18 protein-coding genes, 1 tRNA gene and 2 pseudogenes are annotated in these 17065 nt (G+C 65.4%); 6 read left to right on the forward strand and 15 right to left on the reverse strand.

Annotation, left to right across the window (positions count from 1 at the left end):
- Nucleotides 1-55 precede the first annotated feature (55 nt).
- From secF to queA, 5 genes are all read right to left on the reverse strand, one after another.
- A complete protein-coding gene (secF, locus tag N7422_RS13405) occupies nucleotides 56-964 on the reverse strand; it encodes a protein translocase subunit SecF (RefSeq protein WP_279806990.1) in 909 nt (302 codons plus the stop codon).
- 10 nt (nucleotides 965-974) lie between these two features.
- Nucleotides 975-2837: a protein translocase subunit SecD gene (secD, locus tag N7422_RS13410; RefSeq protein ID WP_279806991.1), complete on the reverse strand. Its 1863-nt coding sequence runs from the start codon at nucleotides 2835-2837 to the stop codon at nucleotides 975-977.
- Between the two features lie 63 nt (nucleotides 2838-2900).
- Complete coding sequence (gene yajC / locus N7422_RS13415) at nucleotides 2901-3236, reverse strand: preprotein translocase subunit YajC (RefSeq protein WP_050704350.1); 336 nt, start codon at nucleotides 3234-3236, stop codon at nucleotides 2901-2903.
- 43 nt (nucleotides 3237-3279) lie between these two features.
- Nucleotides 3280-4395, reverse strand: coding sequence for a tRNA guanosine(34) transglycosylase Tgt (tgt, locus tag N7422_RS13420; RefSeq protein ID WP_279807084.1), 1116 nt, complete (start codon nucleotides 4393-4395; stop codon nucleotides 3280-3282).
- Nucleotides 4396-4409: 14 nt separating this feature from the next.
- Nucleotides 4410-5459, reverse strand: coding sequence for a tRNA preQ1(34) S-adenosylmethionine ribosyltransferase-isomerase QueA (gene queA, locus N7422_RS13425; protein ID WP_279806992.1), 1050 nt, complete (start codon nucleotides 5457-5459; stop codon nucleotides 4410-4412).
- A 108-nt stretch (nucleotides 5460-5567) separates the two neighbouring features.
- On the opposite strand from queA, the gene N7422_RS13430 reads away from it, so the two are divergent.
- From N7422_RS13430 to N7422_RS13440, 3 genes are all read left to right on the forward strand, one after another.
- Nucleotides 5568-5652 (forward strand) — tRNA-Leu (locus tag N7422_RS13430).
- A 166-nt stretch (nucleotides 5653-5818) separates the two neighbouring features.
- Nucleotides 5819-6304 (forward strand): GNAT family N-acetyltransferase, encoded by a 486-nt coding sequence (locus tag N7422_RS13435; protein ID WP_279806993.1) that lies wholly within the window; start codon nucleotides 5819-5821, stop codon nucleotides 6302-6304.
- Between the two features lie 160 nt (nucleotides 6305-6464).
- Nucleotides 6465-7361 carry a bestrophin family ion channel gene (locus tag N7422_RS13440; protein WP_279806994.1) on the forward strand — a complete coding sequence of 299 codons (897 nt, stop codon included), beginning with the start codon at nucleotides 6465-6467 and terminating at the stop codon, nucleotides 7359-7361.
- Nucleotides 7362-7449: 88 nt separating this feature from the next.
- On the opposite strand, the gene phnE is transcribed toward N7422_RS13440, so the two are convergent.
- The 4 genes and pseudogenes from phnE to N7422_RS13460 form a co-directional block, all read right to left on the reverse strand.
- Nucleotides 7450-8217: a phosphonate ABC transporter, permease protein PhnE gene (gene phnE / locus N7422_RS13445; RefSeq protein WP_279806995.1), complete on the reverse strand. Its 768-nt coding sequence runs from the start codon at nucleotides 8215-8217 to the stop codon at nucleotides 7450-7452.
- Nucleotides 8214-9041: an ABC transporter permease subunit gene (locus N7422_RS13450; protein ID WP_279806996.1), complete on the reverse strand. Its 828-nt coding sequence runs from the start codon at nucleotides 9039-9041 to the stop codon at nucleotides 8214-8216. Before N7422_RS13450 ends, phnE begins: the two co-directional genes overlap by 4 nt.
- Nucleotides 9035-9829 (reverse strand): ATP-binding cassette domain-containing protein, encoded by a 795-nt coding sequence (locus tag N7422_RS13455; RefSeq protein WP_279806997.1) that lies wholly within the window; start codon nucleotides 9827-9829, stop codon nucleotides 9035-9037. Before N7422_RS13455 ends, N7422_RS13450 begins: the two co-directional genes overlap by 7 nt.
- Nucleotides 9826-10679: pseudogene (locus tag N7422_RS13460) on the reverse strand (putative selenate ABC transporter substrate-binding protein). The gene N7422_RS13455 and the pseudogene N7422_RS13460 overlap by 4 nt, the downstream one beginning before the upstream one ends.
- A 144-nt stretch (nucleotides 10680-10823) precedes the next feature.
- Between N7422_RS13460 and selD the strand changes: the two are divergent.
- Nucleotides 10824-11858 (forward strand): selenide, water dikinase SelD, encoded by a 1035-nt coding sequence (gene selD, locus N7422_RS13465; protein WP_279806998.1) that lies wholly within the window; start codon nucleotides 10824-10826, stop codon nucleotides 11856-11858.
- Nucleotides 11858-12970 carry a tRNA 2-selenouridine(34) synthase MnmH gene (gene mnmH / locus N7422_RS13470; protein WP_279806999.1) on the forward strand — a complete coding sequence of 371 codons (1113 nt, stop codon included), beginning with the start codon at nucleotides 11858-11860 and terminating at the stop codon, nucleotides 12968-12970. The genes selD and mnmH overlap by 1 nt, the downstream gene beginning before the upstream one ends.
- Nucleotides 12971-13157: 187 nt before the next feature.
- Here mnmH and N7422_RS13475 read toward each other — a convergent pair whose 3' ends face one another.
- Nucleotides 13158-13544, reverse strand: coding sequence for a lysozyme inhibitor LprI family protein (locus N7422_RS13475; protein WP_279807000.1), 387 nt, complete (start codon nucleotides 13542-13544; stop codon nucleotides 13158-13160).
- A gap of 34 nt (nucleotides 13545-13578) precedes the next feature.
- Nucleotides 13579-14481, reverse strand: a complete 903-nt coding sequence (locus N7422_RS13480; RefSeq protein WP_279807001.1) for a LysR family transcriptional regulator — start codon at nucleotides 14479-14481, stop codon at nucleotides 13579-13581.
- Between the two features lie 91 nt (nucleotides 14482-14572).
- Here N7422_RS13480 and N7422_RS13485 point away from each other — a divergent pair, with 91 nt between their 5' ends.
- Nucleotides 14573-15043, forward strand: a complete 471-nt coding sequence (locus N7422_RS13485; protein ID WP_279807002.1) for a DMT family transporter — start codon at nucleotides 14573-14575, stop codon at nucleotides 15041-15043.
- A gap of 105 nt (nucleotides 15044-15148) precedes the next feature.
- Here the strand turns inward: N7422_RS13485 and N7422_RS13490 are convergent, their stop codons facing one another.
- The 4 genes and pseudogenes from N7422_RS13490 to N7422_RS13505 form a co-directional block, all read right to left on the reverse strand.
- The gene (locus N7422_RS13490; RefSeq protein WP_279807085.1) at nucleotides 15149-15688 is read right to left on the reverse strand and encodes a hypothetical protein; all 540 of its coding nucleotides are present in this window, start codon (nucleotides 15686-15688) and stop codon (nucleotides 15149-15151) included.
- 52 nt (nucleotides 15689-15740) lie between these two features.
- The gene (locus N7422_RS13495; RefSeq protein WP_279807003.1) at nucleotides 15741-16304 is read right to left on the reverse strand and encodes a GNAT family N-acetyltransferase; all 564 of its coding nucleotides are present in this window, start codon (nucleotides 16302-16304) and stop codon (nucleotides 15741-15743) included.
- A 171-nt stretch (nucleotides 16305-16475) separates the two neighbouring features.
- Nucleotides 16476-16728, reverse strand: a pseudogene (locus N7422_RS13500) (DUF3077 domain-containing protein).
- Complete coding sequence (locus N7422_RS13505) at nucleotides 16725-16970, reverse strand: hypothetical protein (RefSeq protein WP_279807004.1); 246 nt, start codon at nucleotides 16968-16970, stop codon at nucleotides 16725-16727. Before N7422_RS13505 ends, N7422_RS13500 begins: the two are co-directional and overlap by 4 nt.
- Between the last annotated feature and the right edge of the window lie 95 nt (nucleotides 16971-17065).

Consider the following 17065-nt stretch of genomic DNA (forward strand, 5'->3'; position numbering starts at 1 on the left):
GCGCGAGTTCAATACTCGCGCCTCTCTTTAACGCCAAATGGCGTAGGACGATTCCTTAAGGACGGTCGTCCACACCCTCGTTCTTGACCGGCGGAATCAGGTCTTCGCTGCTCAGGTTCAGCCAGATCAGCACCACGTTGGCGATATAGATCGACGAGTAGGTACCTGCCATGACGCCGATGAACAGCGCCAGGGAGAAGCCGAACAGGTTGTCGCCACCGAAGAACAGCAGTGCGGCGATGGCCAGCAAGGTCGACACCGAAGTGGCAACGGTACGCAGCAGGGTCTGGGTGGTCGAGATGTTGATGTTCTCGATCAGCGAGGCCTTGCGCATTACTCGGAAGTTCTCGCGCACCCGGTCGAACACGACGATGGTGTCGTTGAGCGAGTAACCGATGATCGCCAGTACCGCCGCCAGCACCGTCAGATCGAAGGTGATCTGGAAGAACGACAGGATACCCAGGGTGACTACCACGTCGTGGATCAGCGAGACGATGGCGCCGACCGCGAACTTCCACTGGAAGCGGAAGGCCAGGTAGATGAGGATACCGCCCAGCGCCAGGAGCATGCCGAGGCCGCCCTGGTCACGCAGCTCTTCGCCCACCTGCGGGCCTACGAACTCGACGCGCTTGACCGTGGCCGGGTTGTCGCCGCCGATCTTCTGCAATGCCTCCGCTACGCGGTTGCCCAGTTGCGGATCGTCACCCGGCATGCGCACCAGCAGGTCGGTGGTGGCGCCGAAGCTCTGCACCACCGCATCGTGGAAACCAGAGCCGACCAGCTCGGTACGCACCTTCTCCAGGTCTGCCGGGCGCTCGTAGGTAAGCTCGATCAACGTGCCGCCGGTGAAGTCCAGACCGAAGTTCAGGCCCTTGTGCCACCAGCTGAACAACGCCAGCACGGTAAGGAGCACGGTGATGGCGAACGCGACATTGCGCACGCCCATGAAGTTGATGGTTTTCATCGCAGCTCCCTCAAACCCACAGCTTCTTGATGTCACGCCCGCCACAGGTCAGGTTGACCAGTGCGCGGGTCACCATGACGGCGGTGAACATCGAGGTGAAAATCCCGAGGGACATGGTGACGGCGAAGCCCTTGACCGGGCCGGTACCCATGGCGAACAGGATGCCGCCGACCAACAGGGTGGTCAGGTTGGCATCGACGATCGCCGAATAGGCACGGTTGAAGCCTTCGTGGATGGCGCGCTGCACCGACATGCCGGCGGCGATCTCTTCACGGATACGCGAGAAGATCAGCACGTTGGCATCCACCGCCATACCCATCGTCAGCACGATACCGGCGATGCCCGGCAGGGTCAGGGTGGCACCCAGCAGCGACATCAGCGCCAGCAGCAGGACCATGTTGCCGGCCAGGGCGATGGTCGCCAGTACGCCGAATGCACGATAAATGGCGATGATGAACAGCGAGACGAACAGCATGCCCCACAAGGACGCGTCGATACCCTTGGTGATGTTGTCGGCACCCAGGCTTGGACCGATGGTACGTTCTTCGGCGAAGTACATCGGCGCGGCCAGGCCACCGGCACGCAGCAGCAGGGCCAGCTCGGACGACTCGCCCTGGCCGTTCAGGCCGGTGATACGGAACTGGCTGCCCAGCGGCGACTGGATGGTCGCCAGGCTGATGATCTTCTTCTCTTCCTGGAAGGTCTGGACGGCGACTTCCTTCTCGACGCCATCGACCACCTGCTTCTGATAGCGGGTAACCGGCTTCTGCTCGATGAAGATCACCGCCATGCTGCGCCCGACGTTGGTGCGGGTGGCGCGGCTCATCAGCTCGCCACCGTGGCCATCCAGGCGAATGTTCACCTGCGGGCGACCATGTTCGTCGAAGCTGGCCTGGGCATCGGTGACCTGGTCACCGGTGATGATCAGGCCGCGCTCGACCGCGGCGGAGCGGCCGCCTTCACGGAACTCGAACACCTCGGTGGTGGCCTTGGAAGCGCCCGGCTCGGCACCGAAGCGGAACTCCAGGTTGGCGGTCTTGCCGAGGATACGCTTGGCTTCGGCGGTGTCCTGCACACCTGGCAGCTCGACCACGATGCGGTTGGCGCCCTGGCGCTGAACCAGCGGCTCGGCCACGCCCAGCTCGTTCACACGGTTGCGGACGGTGGTCAGGTTCTGCTTGATGGAGTACTCACGGATCTCGGCAACCTTGGCCTGGGTCAGTGCCAGGCGCAGCACGGCGAGCTCGTTGCGCTCGGTGGTGGTCAGGTCGAAATCGTTGAAATTCTTGCGGATCAGGCTGCGCGCCTGCTCACGGGTAGCGTCGTCGGCGAAGCCCAGCATGATGCCGCCATCCTGCTGAGGCAGGCTGCGGTAGCGGACGCGCTCTTTGCGCAGCAAGGTCTTGACCTCGCCTTCATAGACTTTCATGCGGGCCGTCATGGCCTTGTCCATGTCCACTTCCAGCAGGAAGTGCACACCACCAGACAGGTCCAGGCCCAGCTTCATCGGGCTGGCACCCAGGCTACGCAGCCACTGCGGGGTGGTCTGGGCCAGGTTCAGGGCCACGACATAGTCATCGCCAAGGGTCTTGCGCGCCACATCCTTGGCCGGCAGTTGAGCTTCCTGGTTGGTCAGGCGCACCAGCGCACTGCCCTTTTCACCCAGGCTGCTGCCTTTGACGGCGATCCCGGCATCGGCCAGCGCCTTGGTCACGCGGTCGAGGTCGGCCTGGCTGACATGCAGGGCGGAGCTGGCGCCGCTGATCTGCACCGCTGGATCATCCGGGTAGAGGTTGGGTGCGGAATAAATGAAGCCGATCGCCAGAACCACCACGATCAGCAGGTATTTCCACAGAGGGTATTTGTTCAGCATCACGCCGCCCGTTCAAGACGCGGGGCGCGTTGCGCGCCCCGACTGGAAAAGAAAACCGGTAACTCAGATAGCCTTGAGCGTACCTTTCGGCAGGGTCGCGGCCACGGCGCCCTTCTGGAACTTCAGCTCGACGTTGTCCGACACTTCCAGGACCACGAAGTCGTCGGCGACCTTGACGATCTTGCCGGCGATGCCGCCAGTGGTGACCACTTCGTCACCTTTTTGCAGGTTGCTCAGCAGGTTTTTCTGCTCTTTGGCGCGCTTGGCCTGCGGGCGCCAGATCATCAGGTAGAAGATGACCAGGAAACCGACCAGGAAGATCCACTCGAAGCCGGTACCGGCTGGACCGGCGGCTGGGGCTGCAGCGTCCGCGTATGCGGCGGGAATCAAGAAGCTCATTGGGCACTCCTAATGGGATTTTTCTAATAATGGATGCGGACAGTCAGTCCAAGGGCGGCACAGGCAGCCCGCGCTTGGCGTAGAAGGCGTCGACAAAGGCGGCCAATTTACCCTGTTGAATAGCCTCGCGTAAACCGGCCATCAAGCGCTGGTAATGGCGCAAGTTGTGGATGGTATTGAGCATGCTGCTCAACATTTCGCCGCACTTGTCCAGGTGATGCAGGTAAGCGCGGGAGAAGTTGGTGCAGGTATAGCAATCGCAGGTCGGATCCAGCGGCGATTCATCGTGGCGATGGAACGCGTTGCGGATCTTGATCACCCCGGTGTCGACGAACAGATGGCCGTTGCGCGCATTGCGCGTGGGCATCACGCAATCGAACATGTCGACGCCGCGGCGCACACCCTCTACAAGATCTTCCGGCTTGCCTACCCCCATAAGGTAACGAGGTTTGTCAGCCGGCATCTGCCCCGGCAGATAATCCAGCACCTTGATCATCTCGTGCTTGGGCTCGCCCACCGACAGGCCACCGATGGCCAGGCCATCGAAGCCGATGTTTTCCAGGGCGTCCAGCGAGCGCATGCGCAGGTCCTGGTACATGCCGCCCTGGACGATGCCGAACAGCGCCGCGGTGTTGTCGCCGTGGGCGTTCTTCGAACGCTGGGCCCAGCGCAGCGACAGCTCCATCGAGGTGCGCGCCACATCGTGCTCGGCCGGGTACGGGGTGCACTCGTCGAAGATCATCACGATGTCCGAGCCCAGGTCGCGCTGGACCTGCATGGACTCTTCCGGGCCCATGAACACTTTCGAACCATCCACTGGCGATGCGAAGGTCACGCCTTCCTCCTTGATCTTGCGCATGGCGCCCAGGCTGAACACCTGGAAACCACCGGAATCAGTGAGGATAGGGCCTTTCCATTGCATGAAATCGTGCAGGCCGTTGTGTTTCTTGATGACCTCGGTGCCCGGGCGCAACCACAGGTGGAAGGTGTTGCCGAGGATGATCTCGGCGCCGATGGCCTCGATGTCGCGCGGCAGCATGCCCTTGACCGTGCCGTAGGTGCCCACCGGCATGAACGCCGGGGTCTCGACGGTGCCACGGGGGAAGGTCAGCCGACCGCGACGGGCCTTGCCGTCGGTGGCCAGCAGTTCGAACGACATTCGACAGGTGCGACTCATGCTTGATCCTCTGGGCCGCGTGGCGCCGGATTGCGGGTGATGAACATGGCATCACCGTAACTGAAGAAGCGGTAACCATTTTCGACCGCCGCCGCGTAGGCGGCCATGGTCTCGGGGTAACCGGCGAAGGCCGAGACCAGCATCAGCAGCGTGGACTCCGGCAGGTGGAAGTTGGTGACCAGGGCATCGACCACATGGAACGGCCGGCCAGGGAAAATGAAGATATCGGTGTCGCCGCTGAAGGCCTTGAGCTCGCCATCGCGGGCGGCGCTTTCCAACGAACGCACGCTGGTGGTGCCCACGGCGATCACCCGGCCACCACGGGCACGGCACGCCGCAACGGCATCGACCACGTCCTGGCTCACTTCGAGCCACTCTTTATGCATGGTGTGGTCTTCGATCTTGTCGACCCGCACCGGCTGGAAGGTGCCCGCCCCCACATGCAGGGTGACGAACGCCCGCTCGACGCCCTTGGCGGCGATCTTCGCCAGCAGTGCCTCGTCGAAGTGCAGGCCGGCGGTCGGCGCCGCCACGGCTCCGGCACGCTCGGCGTAGACAGTCTGGTAACGCTCGCGGTCGGCGCCCTCGTCCGGGCGGTCGATGTACGGCGGCAGCGGCATGTGCCCGACCCGCTCCAGCAGCGGCAGCACTTCTTCGCTGAAGCGCAGCTCGAACAGCGTCTCGTGGCGGGCGACCATCTCGGCCTCGCCACCGCCGTCGATGAGGATTTGCGCGCCCTCTTTCGGCGCCTTGCTGGCACGCACATGGGCCAGCACGCGGTGGCTGTCGAGCACGCGCTCGACCAGCACTTCCAGCTTGCCGCCGGAGGCTTTCTGGCCGAACAGCCGCGCCGGAATCACCCGGGTGTTGTTGAACACCATCAGGTCGCCTGGGCGCAGGTAGTCGAGCAGGTCGGTGAACTGCTTGTGGGCCAGCTCGCCGCTGGGGCCATCGAGCACCAGCAGGCGGCTGCCATGGCGCTCGGCCAGCGGGTGGCGGGCGATCAGGGAATCGGGGAGTTCGAAGGAAAAATCGGCGACGCGCATGATGATGTTCGGTTCGACAGGGCCGGAAAGTTTAGCCCAACGCGTGAAAATTGACCATGAAAGCCGATTGACCGACCAATGGCACCTCTCTATACTGCGGCGCCACAAGCCCTGATGGCGGAATTGGTAGACGCGGCGGATTCAAAATCCGTTTTCGAAAGGAGTGGGAGTTCGAGTCTCCCTCGGGGCACCAAGATCCAGAAAAAACCGACCGAATGGTCGGTTTTTTTGTGCCCGCGATTTGACCAGAGAAGTGGCGCTCTCATGATTGCTTGGGGCACGCCAAGGTAATTGCCGATAGCGGCTCATCTGAGCTCAAATGAAGACCCACTTCAAACTCGGTAAACGCAGGGCACCTTATGAAGTTGACCGATCGTCCCGTCGAAGCGGCGGACATCCCCGCCATCTGCTGCTTCCCCCAAGGCCCGGACGAACTGTTCTACATGTTCCCCAAGGCCACCTACCCACTGACACCCGCGCAATTGAGCGAAGCCATCGCCGTGCGCAGCGGCTCGACGGTGGTCGAGGCCGAGGGCGTGATCGTTGGCTTCGCCAATTTCTACAAGGCCGAACACGGCGGCGTCTGCGCGCTGGGCAACGTGGTGGTGGCTCCGGCTGCCCGGGGCCAGGGCGTGGCGCGTTACCTGGTGCAGCGCATGATGACTCTGGCCCGCGATCAGTTCGCGGCACGCGAGCTGTGGGTATCGTGCTTCAACCACAACACCGCCGGGTTGCTGCTCTATCCACAACTGGGCTTTGTGCCGTTCGGGATCGAGGAGCGGCAGGCACCGGATGGCGGCAAGGTGGCGCTGGTGCAGATGAAGCAGGTGCTGACCGGAAGCTGACGCACCTCCCCCTGGAGTGAAGCAGCCTTGCAGCCCACCGCAGGGACGATAACCTTCGTCCCTGAGCCAACTTTCGTTACACCCTCGCGACGAAACACACCGAACCTTACCCCTCCCCTGACGTCGGAACCTGCATCCACTGCCTAGAGGTTCCCCCCACGTGAAAGCCCTCCTCGCCCGCAAGTACCGCCTGGTGGTCAAGACCTTCGGCTACATCGGCTGGTCGCTGTTCTGGCTGCTGATCTGGGACGTGCTGGTCACCATCGACTTCATGCTGTTCTTCAACAGCAAGTTCACCCTGCCGCTGATCCCGCTCACCCTGCTGGGCTCGGCGCTGGTGGTGCTGGTGAGCTTTCGCAACAGCAGCGCCTACAACCGCTGGTGGGAGGCCCGCACGCTGTGGGGCGCGCTGGTGAACAGTTCACGCAGCTTCGCGCGGCAGGTGCTGACGCTGGTCGATGACCCGGCCGACGGGCCGAACCCGGTGAAAGCGACCTTGCTGCGGCGGCACATAGCCTATGTGAACTGCCTGGCGGCGCATCTGAAGGGCGAGAAATGCCCCGATGAGCTGATGGCCTTCATCCCGCCCGGAGAATTCGAGCGGCGCAACCGCTCCAACAACTTCGCCAACGATATCCTCGGCGGCTCGGCCGCGCTGCTGGCGCGGGAGTACCAGGCCGGACGCCTGGACAGCATCCGCCTGGCGCGGCTGGAGTCGACGCTGGTGGACATGTCCAATGCCCAGGGCGGCATGGAACGGATCGCCAATACGCCTCTGCCGTACCCTTACGTGTACTTTCCACGGCTGTTCATCACGCTGTTCTGCCTGATCGTGCCGGTGGGGCTGGTGGAATCGCTGGGCTGGTTCACGCCGCTGGCATCGACGGTGGTGGGGTTCATGCTGCTGGCGATCGAGCGCATCGGGACCGACCTGCAGAGCCCGTTCCGCTTCAGCGAGCATCAGATTCCGATGGACACCATCTGCGAAACCATCGAGCGCAACCTGGAGTCGATGCAACGGGAAGCGCAGTGTGGGGAGTTGGCGCACACCAGGTGATGCGCTGTGGAAGCGGGCTTGCCCCGCGATAGAGTCAACCCAGGCAATCGCCATCACAAGGCAAGCTCGCTCCCACGAACAGCGCTCTTCAGGCCCTGACGTAGCGCTGGCGCAGTGCATCGCTGAAGGCATCCACCAGCAACACCAGCACCAGCATGGCGATGATCACCGTGCTGGCCTGGGCCTCCTGGAACAGGCTCAGGGTCGTGTAGAGCATCTGCCCCAGCCCGCCCGCGCCGACAAAACCAAGCACGCTGGCCATGCGGATGTTGTTCTCCCAGCGGTACAGGCTGTACGCCAGCAACTGCGGCCAGAGATTGGGCAAGGTGCCGAAGCAGAACGCCGCGACCTGGCTGCCACCTTGCAGGCGAATCGCCGCAGCCGGTTCCGAGGGCGCATTCTCCAGCGCCTCGGCGAACAAGCGTCCGAGCACGCCGGCCGTATGCAGCGCCAGCGCCAGAGTACCCGCGTTGGGCCCGAGCCCGGCGGCGAGCACGGTCAACGCCGCCCATACCAGTTCGGGAATCGCCCGCAGCGCATTGAGCAGCAGACGCGCCGCGCCCTGCAGCGGCCAGCCGAAACGCCCGGCGGCCGGCAGCGCCAGCAGCATGCCGAGGACCATCGCCAGCAAGGTGCCGAGCCCGGACATCGCCAGGGTTTCCAGCGCGCCCCAGCCCACGGCACGTAGATGCTCGAGCGACAGGTCCGGGTGCAGGAAACGCCCGGCATACTCGGCCATCTGCCCCAGCCCGCCATTGCCGACAACGGCATGCAGGTCCAGCTCCAGATAGGCGAACGACGCCGCCACCGCCGCGGCGATGCCGAGCAGCACCAGCAGGTTGATCGCCCGGCTCATGCCAGCCTCCCGCGCAGGAAGCGACTGAGCAGATCGGCCAGCACCACCAGCACCAGGAACGCCAGCAGCATGCTCGCCACCTCGGCGCCGGCGAACATGCGCATCGACAGGTCGATCTGCTGCCCCAGCCCCCCAGCGCCGACGAAGCCCATCACCACCGAGGCGCGCACCGCGCACTCCCAGCGATAGACGGTGTACGACACCAGCTCGGTCGCCGCGTTGGGCAGAATGCCGTAGCAGAACGCCGCCAAGCGGCGGCTGCCGGCCTGCAGCAGGGCATGGGCCGGGCGCTGGTCGACGGACTCGAAGATTTCCGCGTAGACCTTGCCAAGCATGCCGCTATAGGTGATGGCGATGGCCAGCACCCCGGCGGTCGGCCCCAGGCCCACGGCACGCACGAACAGCAACGCCCAGACGATCTCCGGCACGCTGCGCAGGAACACCAGCAGGCCCCGCACGGGCAGGCGCAGGGCGCGCGACCAGAAGCCCGGGCGTCCACCGCGCGAGGCGGCGCGCAGCGACAGGGCGCGACTGGCCAGCAGGCTGGTCGGCACCGCCAGCAGCAGTGCCAGGGCCATGCCGGTGGTGGCCACGGCCAAGGTCTGCAAGGTGGCTTGCCACAACAGGCCGAGAAAGTCGCGGTCATGGGCCGGGGGCCAGAAGGCGCTGACGAAACTGGCCATCTGCTGGCGGTTCTCTGCCTGCAGCAGCACGCCGGGATTCAGCTCGCTCAGTTGCAACCCCGGCCACAGCAGGGCCAGGCACAACAAGGTCAGCAGCAGTCGGGGCAGCGCCGCAGGGTCGCGGGCGTCGGCTTTCAGCATCGCGGAATCTGCACCGTCAGGGTCGGCCCGGGCGCGACCGGCGAGACCAGTTGTTCATTGGCATAGAGGGCATCCAGCAGGTCCTCGCTCACCGCCTGGGCTGGGCAGTCGAACACCACCTGTCCTTCACGGATACCAATGATCCGGGGGAAATGCGCCAGCGCCAGCTCCACCGCATGCAGGCTGGCCACCAGCGTCACGCCATGCGCCTGGGCATGGCGGTTGAGCAGCGCCAGGCTGTGCTCGGCCAGCACCGGGTCCATCGCCGAGACCGGCTCGTCGGCCAGCAACACTTCAGGACACTGGTACAACGCGCGAGCGATGCCGACCCGCTGCAGCTGGCCACCGGACAGCTGCCCGCACTGGACGAACAGTTTGTCCGCCAGCCCCAGCTCGGCGAGCGCCTGGCGCGCCCCCGGCACATCGCCCGGATGCACCAGGTTGAGCAACCCCCGCAGGGTGCTCCACTGCCCCAGGCGCCCGGCCAGCACCGCCGTCACCACCCGCTGGCGCGGCGGCAGGGGCGGCGCCTGGTGCACCAGGGCGACCCGCGCCCGCAGGCGCTGGCGAGCACGCGCCGACAGCGCCCAGGGCTGGGCATCGAGCAACGTCAGCTGCCCGGCACTGGGCTGCACGGCGGTGGCCATCAGGTGCAGCAGGCTGGACTTGCCGGCCCCGGATGGGCCGATGATCGCCACCCGTTCGCCTTTGTCGATACGCAGGTCGACCGCGTTCAGGGCCTGGACCTGGCCGTGGCGCAGGCCAGCCCCTTGCAGACGGATAGTCACTTGAGCAGACCGGCCTCGCGCGCGGCTTGCTCGGTGCCCTGATAGTTCTCGGGCTTGGTCTCGATGAAGCGGCTGGCGGCCTGCAGGTCGAGGATCGCCTTGTCCGACGGCTTGGCCGGATCGAGGGCGAGGAAGGCCTGCTTGATCTTCTCTTTCAGCGCCGGGTCCAGGCTGCCGCGCACGGTCCAGTTGTAGTCGTAGTAGGTCGGGGTGGTGGCGAACACCTTCACCTTGCTGGTGTCGACCTTGCCGGCGTCGACCAGCTTCTGCCAGACGCTGGCGTTGAGCACCCCGGCATCGACCTTGCCGGCCTGCACCCAGGCCACAGTGGCGTCGTGGGCGCCGGAATAGGCGACGCGGCTGAAATAGCTCTCGGGCTTGTGTTGTCTTCCTTCAACATGAAGTAGCGCGGCATCAGGCTGCCGGAGGTCGAGGAAATCGAACCGAAGGCGAAGGTCTTGCCCTTCAGGTCGGCCAGGCTCTTCACCTGCGGGTTGGCGGTGATGAACTTGGAGGTGAACTGGGCGTCCTGTTCACGCTGCACCAATGGGGTCGCGGTCGGGTCCTTCAGGTGCACCTGGACGAAGGTGAAACCGCCCAGCCAGGCCAGGTCCAGGCGATCGCTGGCCAGCGACTCGACCACCGCCGGGTAGTCGGCGACCGGCACGAACTGCACCTTCATGCCCAGCTGTTGCTCGAGGTACTCGCCCAGCGGCTTGAACTTGCGCAGCAGTTCGGTCGGTGCTTCGTCGGGGATCGCGCTGACGCGCAACACCTCGGCGGCCTGGGCGAAAACGGCGCAGCAGGACAGCGCGAGGCCGGCAGCGAGTGCCAGGGGGCGTTTGAGCATGGGGGTTCTCCGGTTCAATAGCGGGGAAGAATTCGGGGGTCGCATCGCGGGGCGAGCCCGCTCCCACGTGCGGGAATTATAAGAGCCACTGGCGCAAAGGCCAGCTTTGCTACAATCGCGCATCACGAAAATTCCGAGGTGCGTATGAGCGAGCCGATTCGCCTGACCCAGTACAGCCATGGCGCTGGCTGTGGCTGCAAGATCTCCCCGAAGGTGCTGGATGTGATCCTGGCCGAGAGTGGCACCCAGGCCCTGGACCCGAAACTGTGGGTCGGCAACGCCTCGCGCGACGACGCCGCCGTCTACGCCCTGGACGACGAGCGTGGCGTGGTCTCGACCACCGACTTCTTCATGCCCATCGTCGACGATCCGTACGACTTCGGCCGCATCGCCGCCACCAATGCCATCAGCGACATCTACGCCATGGGCGGCGACCCGCTGATGGCCATCGCCATCCTCGGCTGGCCGGTCAACGTGCTGCCGCCGGAAGTGGCCCGCGAGGTGATCCGTGGCGGCCGCGCCGTGTGCGCCGAGGCCGGCATTCCCCTGGCCGGCGGCCACTCCATCGACGCCCCCGAACCAATCTTCGGCCTGGCCGTGACCGGCGTGGTGAGCAAGCGCCACCTCAAGCGCAACGACACCGCCAGCGTCGGCTGCAAGCTGTACCTGACCAAGCCGCTGGGCATCGGCATCCTCACCACCGCCGAGAAGAAGGCCAAGCTGCGCGAGCAGGACCAGGGTCTGGCCTGCGACTGGATGTGCACCCTCAACACCCCGGGCAGCCGCTTCGGCAAGCTCGACGGCGTCAAGGCCATGACCGACGTCACCGGCTTCGGCCTGCTCGGCCATCTGGTCGAGGTCGCCGAAGGCAGCGGCCTGACCGCGCGCCTGCAGTTCGACGCCGTGCCGCGCCTGCCCAGCGTCGACTACTACCTGGCCGAGGGCTGCATCCCCGGCGGCACCCTGCGCAACTTCGACAGCTATGGCCACAAGATCGGCGCGCTGAGCGACGATCAGCAACACCTGCTGTGCGACCCGCAGACCAGCGGTGGCCTGCTGGTGGCGGTCACGCCCGAGGGCGAGGCCGAATTCCTCGCCGTGGCGCGCGAACTGGGCCTGGACCTGGCACCGATCGGCGCGCTGGTCGAGCGACAGAGCCACGCGGTCGAGGTGATCTGATGCGCCCCGACTGCACCGAGCTGAAACAGCTGTTCCTCGACGACGTACCGATGATGGACATGCGTGCGCCGATCGAATTCACCAAGGGCGCCTTCCCCGGCGCCATCAACCTGCCGCTGATGAACGACCAGGAACGACAGAAGGTCGGCACCTGCTTCAAGCAGCAGGGCCAGGCCGCCGCCATCACCCTGGGCCACCAACTGGTCAACGGCGCGCTCAAGCAACAGCGCCTGGATGCCTGGGCGGCCTTCGCCCAGGCCCATCCAGACGGCTACCTCTACTGCTTCCGTGGCGGGCTGCGTTCGCAGATCGTCCAGGGCTGGCTGCGGGAAGCCGGTATCCAGTACCCGAAGGTGGTCGGCGGCTACAAGGCCATGCGCACGTTGCTGCTGGAAACCACGCAACAGGCCGTCGGTGAATGCGACTTCGTGCTGGTGGGCGGGTTGACCGGCACCGGCAAGACCGACGTGCTGCACCAGCTGGACAACGTGCTGGACCTCGAAGGCCACGCCAACCACCGCGGCTCAAGCTTCGGCAAGCGCGCCACCGCGCAGCCGGCGCAGATCGACTTCGAAAACCGCCTGGCCATCGATGTGCTGAAGAAACGCGCGCGTGGAATCGAACAATTCGTGCTGGAAGACGAAGGGCGCATCGTCGGCAGCTGCTCGGTGCCGCTGGAGCTCTACCAGGGCATGCAGCAGTACCCGATGGTGTGGCTGGAGGACAGTTTCGCCAGCCGCGTGGAGCGCATCCTGCGTGATTATGTGATCAACCTGTGTGCTGAATTCATCGCCGTACAGGGTGAAGAAGACGGCCGCCGACTGTTCGCCGAACGCATGCGCCAGAGCATGGCCAATATCCACAAGCGCCTGGGCGGCGAACGCTTCCAGCGGCTGTCCGCGCTACTGGATCAAGCCCTGGAAGAACAGCTGCGCAGCGGCGATGTAAACCTGCACCGGGGCTGGATCGAGGGGTTGCTCGAGGAATACTACGACCCGATGTACGCCTTCCAGCGCGAGGCCAAGTCAGGCCGGATCGAATTCGCCGGGGATGGCGTGGAAGTACGCGAGTACCTCAAGGCCCGGGCCGGGCGCCAGCGCCGCAACGGCTGATTGTTCCCCTGTACTTCAGTCATGGACCTGAGTTCGCAGGTAATCCGCGCCTCCCTGTGGGAGCGGGTTCACCCGCGAACACCGGCGTAGCCGGTGCCAGGCAGCGCGTCGGATCCTTCGCGGGTTAATCGCAGCGGCGAACTGCCGCTCCCACGGGGATCGCGCCAGATCGAGGAATCCGAGCAGGTCACTGACCCGGACTGAGCACCCGCTCCAGCTCCGCCGCGCGGTCCTTGCTCATGTCCATCTCGCACATCGCCCCTTCGATGCGGTAGATGCTGGCACTGCTGAGCTTGCCGTGAAACGCGCAGTTGCCGTCGCGGTACTTCATCCAGGTGCGCTGCACCTCACGCAGCTCCTTCTGCCGCTGGGTGTCGAGCTTGGCCATCAGCTGCTTGTACACGCGGTTCAGCCGATCGTCCTGCAGCTGGGTCTCGGCCTGGATGCAAGCGCCCATGGCCAGGGTGCTGGAGGCCTTGTCCATGCATTGGGTGTAGGTGGGCGAGTAGTCCTCGGCGTGGGCGGTGGCCAGGGCCAGCACGGCGGCGGTGCCGAGCAGATAACGCTTGAACATGGAGGTTCCTTGTCTGGGGTGAACGCGACATAGCCTAGCGCATGCACAGCGCCTGGATCTGCCCACGCAGCCAGCGATGCCCGGCGTCCCCTTCGCGACGGGTGTGCCAGGCCTGGGCGAAGGCGAAAGGCGCGATCGCCAGCGGCGGCGCAAACTGGCGCAGGGCGGGATCCAGACGCGCACCGGCCAGGCTGCGACGGGCCACGGTGAGCACCAGATCGGTGCCGGCGATCACGCCCTGGGCCACGCCCCAATGGGGCAAGCTCAGGGCGATGCGTCGGCGCGCGCCCAGGCTGCCGAGGGCCTGGTCGATTTCGTTGTCGATGCCGGGTCGCACGGCCACCAGCACATGAGGCCGGGCCAGCCACTGATCGAGATCGAGACCGCCGCGTGCCGGCAGGCTCGCGCGGTCGGCCAGGCAGACAAAGGACTCCTCGAACAACACCTGTTGCATCATCTCCGCCGGTAACTCGGGAAACACGCCCAGCGCCAGGTCGGCTTCGCCATCGATCAGTTGACCGAGCATCGCCTCGCGGCTGCCTTGCGACACCACCAGGTCGATGCCCGGCGCCTGGTGACGCAGCAGCCGCATCAGGGCCGGCAGCAGCACCCGGGCGCCGTAGTCGGACATGGCCAGGCGGAAGGTGCGCCGGGCCTTGCCTGGCTCGAAGCCGGGGCTGCCGAGCAGGCCGTCGAGTTGTTGCAGGGCCTGATGCAAGGGCTCCTGCAAGGCTTCGGCCCGGGCGCTGAGTTGCAACCGACCGCCGCGACGCACCAGCAACGGATCGGCGAAGATCTCGCGCAGCTGCGCCAGCGCGTGGCTCACGGCCGGCTGGCTGCGGTGCAGGCGCAGAGCCGCCCGGGAGACGTGCTGCTCGCTGAGCAGGGCGTGCAAGGTGAGCAGCAGGTTGAGGTCGATGCGGCGCAGATCATCCACAGTACGAATACACCCTGTCAGAATTTCGAATTTCCATCATTGAAATGCATAGCTGAGACTGGCGCCAGTGTTCTGATCAGGAGTAGACACCATGCCCGCCAACCTCTTGTCCGCCCTTCCCCTGCTCATCGCCCTGCTGGCCGGCGCCGCGGTACCGTTCCAGGCCGGCAGCAACGCCGCGCTCGGGCGCCTGCTGGGCCATCCGCTGTGGGCGGCGGGGGTGTCGCTGCTGGTCAGCCTGCTGATGCTGGTACCGGCCCTGCTGCTGATGCGCGCGCCCATGCCGCAGCTCCAGCAGCTGGCGCAGGCGCCGTGGTGGGCCTGGTTCGGGGGCGTGGCCGGGGTGCTCTACATCACCGCCGCGCTGGTGCTGACACCACGGCTGGGGGCAGCGGGGTTCATCGTCTGCGTGGTGGCCGGGCAGGTGCTGTCGTCGCTGTTGATCGACCAGTTCGGCTTGATGGGATTGCCGGAGCGGCCGGTGAACCTGACGCGCTTGGCCGGGGTGGGGATGATCGTGCTGGGGATGGTCGTGGTGCAGTGGGGGACCCGCGTCAGGTGACCTGAAATTCAAGCTGTCCTGCTCAAACGCCCAAGCCCGCGAAGCGCACACCGTGGTATATGGCCCCGGCGGCGCCAAATAGAAGCCCGCTTCAAGCGCGGCAGGTCACAAGGTGTGGGGCTGCTCCGGCGGCACGATCACCTTGTGCGGCTCGAAGCGCAGCGACGGCATCTGCGTCGCCGCATACAAGGTCACGCCCAGCGCTGCGATCAACGCCACATCCAGCCAGCGCCAACCCGGCATATCGCCGGCCGAGCGCGCCTTCCAGCACCACCAGAGCTGCCCCAGGCAGAACACCAGGATCGCCAGCAGCCACAGGTAGAACCCCGCGCCAAAGCCGCTGACATCCTGGAAGGCGTAGCTCTGATTGTCCGGCAGCCGGGTGATGGCGAAACTGCTGGCCGCCAGGTACAGCGCTGCCAACCCGCAGACCAGCGCCAGGCGGCGGAACCTGCGATGGGCGAGGATCGCCAGCGCCAGCAGCGGGTTGGCGAACCACTGGTACAACCCGAAGGCGATGCCCCAGGGCCCGTACAGCAGCATCTGCAGCGCCGGCATGTGGCGTCCGGCGCCCATCAGGGCGCCATCGAAGGCCAGGCCCAGAAGGTAAAGCAGCAGGCTGAGGGTCAGGTAGAAAGCTGGCAACCGCAGGGCTCCGTCGTTCATCGGCAAAGGCCGACCATACCGTAGCTGGCCATCAGGCAACAGGCGGTTCGAGCAACAGGCCGTAGAGGCCCGAGTCCGACAGCTCGCCTGCCACGCACCAGCGGGCGCGCAAGGTGCCTTCCAGGACGAAGCCCTGGCGCTCGAGGGTGCGTGCCGAGCCTAGGTTGCGTGGATCGATTTCCGCCTCCAGGCGACGCAGGTGCAGGGTATGGGCGAGGTAGTCGATGAAGCAGGTCAGGGCCTCGTCCATGTAGCCTCGGCCCTGGGCGGACTTGGCCAGGCAGTAGCCGATCTCGCCACGGCGCGAGCCCTCTTCGAGGTTGAACAGCTGGACCATGCCGATCAGCTCGCCGTTGTCGCGGCGGTACATGCCCAGCTTGAGCAACTGGCCGTCGGCATAGGCTTCACGGTCGGCGGCCAGGGCGCTTTCGGCCTCGGCCAGGGTCTGCCAGGGGGCGTGGTACCAGTAACGCATCACCTCGGGGTCGGCCATGATGGTCAGCCACTGCTGCGCGTCGCCATGGCGCATGGGGCGCAGCTGCAGGCGTGGGCTGTCGAGGCACAGGTCGCTGGGGAAACTGCGGGGGTCGGGCACGCCGGGACTCCTGTCCGGTGGTGGGGAGATGACAGTCTAACGACAGTGGCTCGGTCTGGCATCCCTGGGGGCGCTTTGCGCCCCTTTCGCCGGCAAGCCGGCTCCCACAGGCATTACACAAAACCCGGTGGGAGCCGGCTTGCCGGCGAAAGGGCTGCGCAGCAGCCCCGTTCACCGCTCTCGATTCAGCCCCAGCCCAATGTCATCGATCAACCCCTTGGCCAGGCCGCTGAGAATCCGCGCGGCCGCTGCCGGCCATGAGCTCGCCTTCCATTTCGGCCTCGGTGGTGAAGTGCGCTACACAACCGAGCAATACGGAGAGGTCGCTGAAGGCACGATCGAACGGGATGCCGGGCTGGATACGGAAAATCTCGAGGCAGGTGGTCTGGCCCTGGGTCGGGCCAGGCTTGAGGTCGTCGCTCATACCGGTGCCCCCTTGGCCCGGGCGTGGCGGATCAGGGCCAGTACCAACTGCGAGAGAATTTCGGCGCTGTCCATCATCACGTCGAGACGGTCGTCGGGCTGGCAGTTCACGTAGGCGTGGACCGTGTCGGCGAGGGTTTCCATCAGCTTGTTGGCCTGGGCCATGGCTTCCTCGGGGGCGAGGTCGTTGATGATGGTGATGTAGGGGATGGGAAAGGGTGAATCTGGAAGTATCTTTTTCATGCTTGTCACTCTGGAAATGGATTCTAGAGCGACCACCAGCATCCTTCTCACAGACAAGGGTGGCAGCCGTACGCGAGGTGAGAAGGCCGTGTCCC

The organism is Pseudomonas sp. GD04091, assembly GCF_029836165.1.
GTDB lineage: Bacteria > Pseudomonadota > Gammaproteobacteria > Pseudomonadales > Pseudomonadaceae > Aquipseudomonas.